General features: G+C 64.8%; 9 protein-coding genes. 3 read left to right on the top strand and 6 right to left on the bottom strand.

What is annotated here, in order from left to right; genetic code table 11:
* A partial coding sequence (locus Q7T45_RS21930; protein ID WP_304873534.1) for a TIGR02302 family protein occupies positions 1-1,907 on the bottom strand: 1,907 nt, incomplete at its 3' end.
* A 170-nt stretch (positions 1,908-2,077) separates the two neighbouring features.
* On the opposite strand from Q7T45_RS21930, the gene Q7T45_RS21925 reads away from it, so the two are divergent.
* Together Q7T45_RS21925 and Q7T45_RS21920 are read left to right on the top strand one after the other, a co-directional pair.
* The gene (locus Q7T45_RS21925; protein ID WP_304873532.1) at positions 2,078-2,458 is read left to right on the top strand and encodes a carboxymuconolactone decarboxylase family protein; all 381 of its coding nucleotides are present in this window, start codon (positions 2,078-2,080) and stop codon (positions 2,456-2,458) included.
* A gap of 144 nt (positions 2,459-2,602) precedes the next feature.
* Positions 2,603-3,508, top strand: a complete 906-nt coding sequence (locus tag Q7T45_RS21920) for an NAD(P)-dependent oxidoreductase (protein ID WP_304873531.1) — start codon at positions 2,603-2,605, stop codon at positions 3,506-3,508.
* Positions 3,509-3,688: 180 nt separating this feature from the next.
* On the opposite strand, the gene lysA is transcribed toward Q7T45_RS21920, so the two are convergent.
* From lysA to argH, 3 genes are all read right to left on the bottom strand, one after another.
* Positions 3,689-4,954 (bottom strand): diaminopimelate decarboxylase, encoded by a 1,266-nt coding sequence (lysA, locus tag Q7T45_RS21915; RefSeq protein WP_304873529.1) that lies wholly within the window; start codon positions 4,952-4,954, stop codon positions 3,689-3,691.
* A gap of 7 nt (positions 4,955-4,961) precedes the next feature.
* Complete coding sequence (locus Q7T45_RS21910) at positions 4,962-5,243, bottom strand: lipoprotein (protein ID WP_304873528.1); 282 nt, start codon at positions 5,241-5,243, stop codon at positions 4,962-4,964.
* Between the two features lie 91 nt (positions 5,244-5,334).
* On the bottom strand, positions 5,335-6,732 hold the full coding sequence (argH, locus tag Q7T45_RS21905; protein ID WP_304873527.1) for an argininosuccinate lyase: 1,398 nt from the start codon (positions 6,730-6,732) through the stop codon (positions 5,335-5,337).
* A 119-nt stretch (positions 6,733-6,851) separates the two neighbouring features.
* Here argH and Q7T45_RS21900 point away from each other — a divergent pair, with 119 nt between their 5' ends.
* A complete protein-coding gene (locus tag Q7T45_RS21900; protein WP_304873526.1) occupies positions 6,852-7,556 on the top strand; it encodes a TlpA disulfide reductase family protein in 705 nt (234 codons plus the stop codon).
* Here the strand turns inward: Q7T45_RS21900 and Q7T45_RS21895 are convergent.
* Both Q7T45_RS21895 and Q7T45_RS21890 read right to left on the bottom strand, forming a co-directional pair.
* Complete coding sequence (locus tag Q7T45_RS21895; protein ID WP_304873524.1) at positions 7,553-7,744, bottom strand: hypothetical protein; 192 nt, start codon at positions 7,742-7,744, stop codon at positions 7,553-7,555. The genes Q7T45_RS21900 and Q7T45_RS21895 overlap by 4 nt on opposite strands.
* Positions 7,745-7,866: 122 nt before the next feature.
* Positions 7,867-8,748: a 3-hydroxybutyryl-CoA dehydrogenase gene (locus tag Q7T45_RS21890; RefSeq protein WP_304873522.1), complete on the bottom strand. Its 882-nt coding sequence runs from the start codon at positions 8,746-8,748 to the stop codon at positions 7,867-7,869.
* Positions 8,749-8,815 lie beyond the last annotated feature (67 nt).

Below are 8,815 nucleotides of genomic sequence, written 5' to 3'. Positions count from 1 at the left end.
TGCATGTCGCCGTCGCCGGACTGGCCGGGCTGCGCCATCTGCAGGTTTTCCAGCATCTGCTGCAATTGCTCGAGCAGCGCCTTGGCCGCATCCTTGTCGCCGGAGCGCGACAGGCGCTCCATGCGGTCGATCATGTTCTTGAGATCCTGCTGGCTCAGCATCCTGGTGTTGGGATCGAGCGGCCGCGCCAGCTGCTGCGGATTGTTGCGTTGCTGTTCGGCGAGCTGGCGCATGAAATTGTCCAGCGCCGCGCGCAAATTTTCGGTGAGCTTCCTGATCTCCTCGTCGCTGGCACCGCGCTCCAGCGCCTGCTTGAGCGCCTCCTGGGCGGCCCGCAGCGCCTTGTCGACGTCGGTGATATTGCCGTCCTCGATGGTGACCGCGAGCGCCCACAGCGCGGCGACGACCTCGCGCAGCGCCGGATCGGTGCGGGAAGCCTCCAGCTGCCGCGACACGCTGTAGAGACCGAGATACTGGCCGGCTTCGGGCGTGAACAGATGCGGCGCGATCATCAGCGCGTCGAGCGCGGCATAGACCTGCCCGATCTGATTGGCGTCGAGCGCCAGAATGCGGCGCTGCTCGATCAGCGCCCGCGCCAGCGGCTTGGTGAACAGCCGCTCCGGAAGCCGCATGTTGAACGGCTCGCTGATGCCCTCATTGCCGGCCTCGTCCTTCGCCGTCAGGGTCAGGGTGACGTCGGCGCCGGCATAGGGGTCTTCGGAGAGGTCCTTGACGGTCTGCCCGACCCCGTTGCGGGTGCGGGCGTTCGGCAGCGCCAGCGCAAACTGCGGCGCGTCGAACAGCGGCCGCGGCGCCGCGCCGCCCTTTGCAGAGTCCTTGGCCGGGTCGCCGGGGCGGGCCGCGAAACGCGCCTGCGCTTCGGTGACGCCGTAATCGTCCTCGATCTTGTAGGACATCTGCAGCGAGCCGCGGGCCTGGCGTTCCGGATCCTTGGCGAGCGCAATGGTCGGCGCGCGATCGGCGGTGGCGCTGAACTTCCATTGCGGCTGCCCGGAGGGCGAGCGGACCTGCGCAGTGCCGTCGCCGGCGATGGTGAATTGTTTCTCGTTGGTGCCCTTGGGCGCCTGCTCGACCGCGACGGCCTCGGTCACCGCGCCGCCGACCACGACATCGAGCGTGCCGCCGCTCGAGCGCACGATCAGCGTCGAGCCCGCGGGAACCGGCAAGGGGCCCGAGGGTCCAGACAGTCCCGCGGCAGGCGCCGCGGCGTCCTTGTTCGCGGCCGATAGAATAATCGGGGGCTTGCCGGTGTACAGAGGCGGCGTCACCCAGGCATCGACCCTGATATTGGCCGGCGCCAGCACGCCGTTCCAGTCGAACGCCGCGCCGATCCGCATGCCGCGCTCGTCGCCCGCGGCGACATAGGTCGCCACCAGCAACACCGCGACCAGCGCGCGCAGCGCCCGGGGATCATGGATCGCCAGCCGCGGCGACGGCAGGCCGGCGCGGATGCGCTTGAGCGAAGCCAGGGTGCGCTCGCGCTGCGCCTGCCACAACGCCAGCGCCACCGGATCCTGGGTCGCCAGCGTATCGGTCAGCGCGGTGGCCGGACGATGGCGGATGCCGGTGCCGCGGTCGAGCCGGCTGAGGGCTGCTTCGCGGCTCGGCCAGCGGAATTTTACCAGCGGCCAAAGCGCCCAAAGCGCCGCCAGCACGAACAGGCCGATACCGATGGCGCGCGCGATAAACGGCAGCGTCAGCCACAATCCGGCCCACGATACCACCAGAAACAATCCGATCAGGCTCAGCAACCGCGCCAGATGCGGCCAAGTCTGCTCCCACGCGATCGCGTATTTCGCCCGTTGCAAGGCCTGACCGAGCTGCAGCCTGGCGGCGGCATCAGGGTCGCGCGCAGGTTCTGACGGGTCGGGAATGGCGCCGCTCAATCAACTCTCCGGGTTGGCCCGAACAGAATCCTAGCACAACGGCGGCAGTGAGGCACCTGTTCCCGGGGTAACCCACACCCGGAAATACGCATAACACGAAGGCGTGACTGCACCTCCCTGACCCCGTAACGTCCGCCGCGAACCAACAAGGTAACCCTCAAGGAAACGTCATGGACCAGAAAACGCACGACAAGGGACTGGAAATTCGCAAGGCGGTGCTGGGCGAGGCCTATGTCGCCAACGCCCTGAAGAACGCCGACGGTTTCAACAAGCCGTTCCAGGAACTGGTCACCGAATATTGCTGGGGGGCGGTGTGGGGCCGCGAGGAACTGCCGCGCAAGACCCGCAGCATGCTCAATCTGGCGATGATCTCGATCCTGAACCGGCCGCACGAATTGAAGGTCCACATCAAGGGCGCGCTGGTCAACGGCGTGACCAAGGACGAGATCCGCGAAATCTTCATGCAGGTGGCGATCTATGCCGGCGTGCCCGCGGGCGTCGACAGCTTTCGGATTGCGCGCGAAGTGTTCGCCGAAATCGACAAGGGCTGAGGTTTGTTGGGCTAGCGATCAGCCAAGCGTTCACCCGTCATTGCGAGCGCAGCGAAGCAATCCAGCTTGCCGCACAAAGAAAGATGGATTGCTTCGTCGCTGCGCTCCTCGCAATGACGTTTTGAATTTCTAGGGACACATCACATGGAAATCGGATTCATCGGCCTGGGTAAGATGGGCTATCCCATGGCGCGCCGCCTGATCGAGGCCGGGCATCAGCTTACCGTGTTCGACCAGCGCAAGGAGGCGGTCGACCGACTGGTGGCGCTCGGCGCCAGGGCCGCGTCATCGCCGAAAGACGTCGCCGACCGCGCCGAGACCGTGCTGGCGAGCCTGCCGTCGCTGCAGGCCTCGCTCGAGGTCGCGACCGGCGCCGGCGGCGTGATCGAAGGCAAACTGGTAAAACGCTTCATCGATCTGTCCACCGTCGGATCGCATATGGCGGTGAAGATTCACGACCTCCTGGCGAAGAAGAATATCGTGCAGCTCGACAGCCCCGTCAGCGGCGGCGTCGGCGGCGCCGAGAAGGGGACGCTCGCGGTGATGGTGTCGGGCCCGAAACCCGACTTTGAAATCGTGAAGGCCGCGCTCGGCGTCATCGGCAAGGTGTTCTTCATCGGCGAAAAGCCGGGCTCGGCGCAGACCATGAAGCTCGCCAACAATCTGTTGTCGGCGACCGCGGTGGTCGCGACCTCGGAGGCGGTGGTGATGGGCGTCAAGTCCGGGCTAGATCCCGCCGTGATGATCGACGTCATCAATGCCGGCTCGGGACTGAACACCGCGAGCCGCGACAAGTTTCCGCGCGCGATCCTGCCGCGCACCTTCGATTTCGGTTTTGCCACGGGGCTTATGGTGAAGGACGTGCGGCTCTGCCTGGAAGAGATGAAGGCGCTGGGGCTGTCGATGGAAGTCGCCGAAGCGGTCGGACGGCTCTGGGAAGTGGTGATCCGCGAAATGGGCCCGGAGTCGGATTTTACTTCGGCGATCAAGCCGATCGAGCAGGCGGCGGGCGTCATCGTAGGAGGCAAGGGCAGCCACGCGGCCAAGTGAAAGCCGTTCCCGGACGCAGCGAGCCGGCTTCCCCTCTCCCCTTGTGGGAGAGGGTGGCCGCGATGCGAAGCATCGCGGCCGGGTGAGGGGTTGGCTCAACAGGCAGTTTGCCTGCAGATAGAGACCCCTCATCCGGCGCTTCGCGCCGCCTTCTCCCACAAGGGGAGAAGGAAGAAAGAATCACAACCAGGGCGCAGTCTTGTCCATCGCGATCAGCTCATCGACCTCGACGCGCGGCCGCACCACCGCGTATTGATCGTCCTTGACCAGCACTTCCGGCACCAGCGCCCTTGTATTGTAGAAGCCGGACTGCACCGCGCCATAGGCGCCGGCGGTCATGATCGCCACGAGATCGCCAGGCTTCGGTTCGGGCAGCCTGCGGTCGAGCGCGAGATAATCGCCGCTTTCGCAGACCGGCCCGACCACGTCGGCCAGGATAGTGGGCGCGCCGGCCGTGGCCTCACGGACCGGCAGGATATCGTGATGCGCCTCGTACAGCGTGGGGCGGATCAGATCGTTCATCGCGGCGTCGAGAATGACAAAATTCTTGGCGTCGCCATGCTTCACATAGATCACGCGCGCGACCAGGATGCCGGCATTTCCGACGATCATCCGTCCCGGCTCGAACATCAGCGTGCAGCCGAGATTATGCGTCACCCGCTTGACCATCGCGGCATAGGCCGACGGCAGCGGCGGCGCTTCGCGGTCCATGTGATAGGGAATGCCGAGCCCGCCGCCGAAATCGACATGCGAAATGGTGTGGCCGTCGGCGCGCAGCACCTGCACGAATTCGGCCAGCAGCCGGAACGCAGTTTCCAGCGGGCCCAGATCCGTGACCTGGCTGCCGATATGCATGTCGACGCCGGTGACCTCGATGCCCGGCAGCTTGGCCGCGCGGGCATAGACCGCGCGGGCGCGGGCCAGCGGAATGCCGAACTTGTTCTCGGACTTGCCGGTCGAGATCTTGGCGTGCGAGCCGGAATCGACGTCGGGATTGACCCGCACCGAGATCCGCGCGGTCCGGCCGGTCTCGCTGGCCAGCCGCGACAGCAGTTCGAGCTCCGGCTCGGATTCGACGTTAATGCAGAGAATGTCCTGCGCCAGCGCCGCGCGCAGTTCGGCTTCGGTCTTGCCGACGCCCGAGAACAGGATCTTGTGCGGCGGAATGCCGGCGGCCAGCGCCCGCTTCAATTCACCGCCGGACACCACGTCGGCGCCGGCGCCGAGTTTTGCCAATGTGCGCAGCACCGACTGATTGGAGTTCGCCTTCATGGCGTAGCACACCAGCGCCTTCTCGCCGGCGAAGGCCTCGCTGAACACCCGGTAATGGCGCTCCAGGGTGGCCGTCGAATAGCAATAGAACGGCGTGCCGACCGCTTCCGCCAGCTCGATAAGATTAACCGCCTCGGCGTGAAGCACGCCGTTGCGATAGTCGAAGTGATTCATGGCGGACTCAGTCGAGAAGCGGATCGAGGACGAAGGCTTTCTTGCGGCCTCGCGGCGCGGTGGCCGACGGATCGGTGGTTCCGGAGGACGGATTGAACGTGCCTCGCGCGGCCCGTTCGGCTTCGATATCAACATCGGTCGGCGCCGCCGCCGCCGATGACGCCTGCGACGAGGCGTTCGGCGGCAGATCGAGCCCGCCCTTGCGGCCGCAGCCCCCGAGCGCCAGCGCGGCTACGCCCAAAACGATGATCGCCCATCCCGAAGATGTCGGGCTCAACTTACGATTCACGACAAAATCCCCAATGCGGCGGCACCATACAAAGATTGCCCGGTTCTGGCGAGAGCTGGACGACCATGAAATTGCAGCCAAATTTGCAGGCTCAGCCCAACTTTCGCTGCTTTTCCAGCCGCTTCAGCCACGCTTTGGCCTGCGCTGCCACGTTTTTCGGGGCGGTTCCGCCATAGCTGATGCGGCTTTTCACCGACGCTTCCACCGAAAGCACGCTGAGCGCCTCCCTGGTAATCTTCGGTTCGATCGCCTGCATGTCCTTCAACGGGAGTTCGTGCAGCGGCACGCCCTGGTCCGACGCCGCGCCGACGATTCGCCCGGTGACATGATGGGCGTCGCGGAACGGCATTTTCAGCGTCCGCACCAGCCAGTCGGCGAGATCGGTGGCGGTGGCGTAGCCTTCGCCGGCAGCGGATTTCATTTTGGCCTCGTCCGGTACGATGTCCAGAACCATGCCGGTCATCGCCCGGACCGCCAGCGACAGCGCGCCGAACGCCTCCATCGCGCCCTGCTTGTCCTCCTGCATGTCCTTTTGATAGGCCAGCGGAAGTCCCTTCATCACGATCAGCAAACCGGTGAGCGCACCGATCACCCGGCCGGTCTTGGCGCGCACGAGCTCAGCGGCGTCCGGGTTACGCTTCTGCGGCATGATCGAGGAGCCGGAGGTGAACTTGTCGGAGAGCCGCACCAGGCCGACCAGCGGCGAGGTCCAGATCACGATTTCCTCGGCGAAGCGCGACAGATGCACCGAGGCGATCGCCGCCGCCGACAGGGTTTCCAGCACAAAATCGCGGTCCGATACCGCATCCAGCGAATTGGCCATCGGCCGGTCGAAGCCGAGCGCTTTGGCGGTGGCATTGCGATCGATCGGGAACGAGGTGCCGGCCAGGGCTGCTGCCCCCAGCGGCGATTCATTGAGCCGCTTGCGCGCATCGGCAAAGCGGCCGCGGTCGCGCGCCGCCATCTCGACATAGGCCAGCAAATGATGCCCGAACGTCACCGGCTGGGCGGTCTGCAGATGGGTGAAACCGGGCATCACAGTGCCGGCATGTTCCAGCGCCCGCGTCACCAGCGCGTGCTGGAACGCCGCCAGCGACGCATCGATCTCGTCGATGGTGTCGCGGACATAAAGCCTGAAATCGGTCGCGACCTGGTCGTTGCGCGAACGCGCGGTGTGCAGTCGCCCGGAAGCAGGCCCGATCAGCTCGCCGAGCCGGCTCTCGACATTCATGTGAATGTCCTCGAGCGCGCGCTTGAAATCGAACGATCCCTTGTCGATTTCTGACAAAATCGTGTCTAGACCCCTGGCGATATTTTTCGCATCACTCGCGGTGATGATGCCTTGCGCGGACAGCATCGCGGCGTGGGCCTTGGACGCGGCGATGTCCTGGGCATACAGGTGACGATCGACGTCAATGGAGACGTTGATTTCCTCCATGATCGCATCGGGGCCCTCACCGAACCGGCCGCCCCACATCTTGTTGCTCATGACTTGTTGCTCATGACCTATTACTCATGCCTGCCGTTGATCGTCACGACCGCGGGGAATGCCGCACCCGATGCGAACCGGCCGCAATCCCGGCTCTGCATAGCCGTATCTGATACAGGATGACAAACGATATGCCCGAATTGCCCTCGCCTCCCCCGGACGCTGCGCGGCCCCGGGACGCCACGCGCCGGATTCCGCTTGCGATCGGCGCGGCGCTGATCGGGGTGGCGATCGGATCGGCCGTCCTCTACGGGACCGGAGCGCTGAACCGGCCAACCGGCGATGCCGCCTGCCGGCCCGCGGTAGAGCTGGCGCGCAAGATCGCCCCCCTGGCGCATGGCGAGGTGGCCGCGCTGACCATGGCCACGGCGCCATTGCGGCTGCCGGACCTCGCCTTCGACGACGCCGGCGGGCAACCCAAAAAGCTATCGGACTGGCGCGGGCGGATGGTTCTGGTGAACCTGTGGGCCACCTGGTGCGTGCCCTGCCGCAAGGAGATGCCGGCGCTCGACGAACTGCAGGCCAAGCTCGGGGGGGCGGAATTCGAGGTGGTGGCGATCAATATCGACACCCGTGATCCGGAAAAGCCGAAGAATTTTCTGAAAGACGCCAATCTGACCCGGCTCGGCTATTTCAGCGACCCAAAAGCCAAGGTTTTTCAGGATCTTAAAGCCGTGGGGCGGGCGCTGGGGATGCCCACCTCGGTGCTGGTCGACCGCCAGGGCTGCGAGATCGCCACCATCGCCGGACCCGCGGAATGGGCCAGCGACGACGCCGTCAAGCTGATCAAGGCTGCGATGAAACCGGTAACGGCCGGATTTTAGGCTGAAACGTCGAGATTGCCGCCGACGCCGGCGCCGAGATTGGCGGAGTTCTGGCCCGCGCCCAACAGGGTCATGACAGCGGACTTCTCCGCATCGGCGTTCTGCTTGATGAACGACGCGGCTATCTGCCCTTGGGTGCCCGCCGCCTTCATTGCGAGCATGCTGCTCACCATTGCCATCATATCCATACGCAATACTCCCAACGGGGGCACCCTACCCAGCGCTGGTTAATGATGCGTATCCTTGGTGGCAGCCGGCAGGGAACCGGCGCGAAGATGCGCTTCGCGCTTTTTCCCGGCAATGACGAGCTTCAACGGGTCGGAACCGGCTTGTCACCGCGATAGTCGTAAAAGCCGCGCTGGGTCTTGCGGCCGAGCCAGCCGGCCTCGACATATTTCACCAGCAGCGGGCACGGCCGGTACTTGGAATCGGCGAGACCCTCGTGCAGCACCTGCATGATCGACAGGCAGGTATCCAGCCCGATGAAGTCGGCCAGTTCCAGCGGCCCCATCGGATGGTGGGCGCCGAGCTTCATCGCGGCATCGATCGCCTCGACGTTCCCGACCCCCTCATACAGCGTATAGATCGCCTCGTTGATCATCGGCAGCAGGATGCGGTTGACGATGAAGGCCGGAAAATCCTCGGAAACCGCGATTTGCTTGCCGAGCTTGGCGACGAATTCCTTTGACGCGTCGAAGGTCGCATCGTCGGTGGCGATGCCGCGGATCAGCTCGACCAGCTCCATCAGCGGCACCGGATTCATGAAGTGGATGCCGATGAACTTCTCGGGGCGGTCGGTGGAGGCGGCTAGCCGCGTGATCGAAATCGAAGACGTGTTGGAGGCGACGATGGCCTCCGGCTTCAGCACCGCGCACAGATCGTGGAAGATCTTGCGCTTGACCTCTTCCTTCTCGACCGCGCTTTCGATCACCAGGTCGCAGTCGGCGAGACCGTCCATGGTTTCGGCGGTAACGATCCGGTCCAAAGCCTGCTTGCGGGCATCCTCCGTGATGATCTTCTTGACCACCTGGCGCGACAGATTGCCGTTGATGGTCGCCATGGCGGACTTCAGGCGATCCTCAGAGATATCGTTCAGCACCACGTTCAGCCCGGCCAGCGCCGCCACATGCGCGATGCCGTTGCCCATCTGGCCCGAGCCGATCACGCCGACCTTGTTGATCATCACCGCCATTTTATCATCTCACCGGGGAAGACGCGGCTCGCGCGTCCACCCTCTCTTGCATAAACACCGGCCGGAG

The organism is Bradyrhizobium sp. (assembly GCF_030646015.1).
Taxonomy (GTDB): domain Bacteria; phylum Pseudomonadota; class Alphaproteobacteria; order Rhizobiales; family Xanthobacteraceae; genus Bradyrhizobium.
The sequence above is the reverse complement of the archived record's forward strand: the minus strand, read 5'-3'. Positions and strand labels throughout refer to the sequence as shown.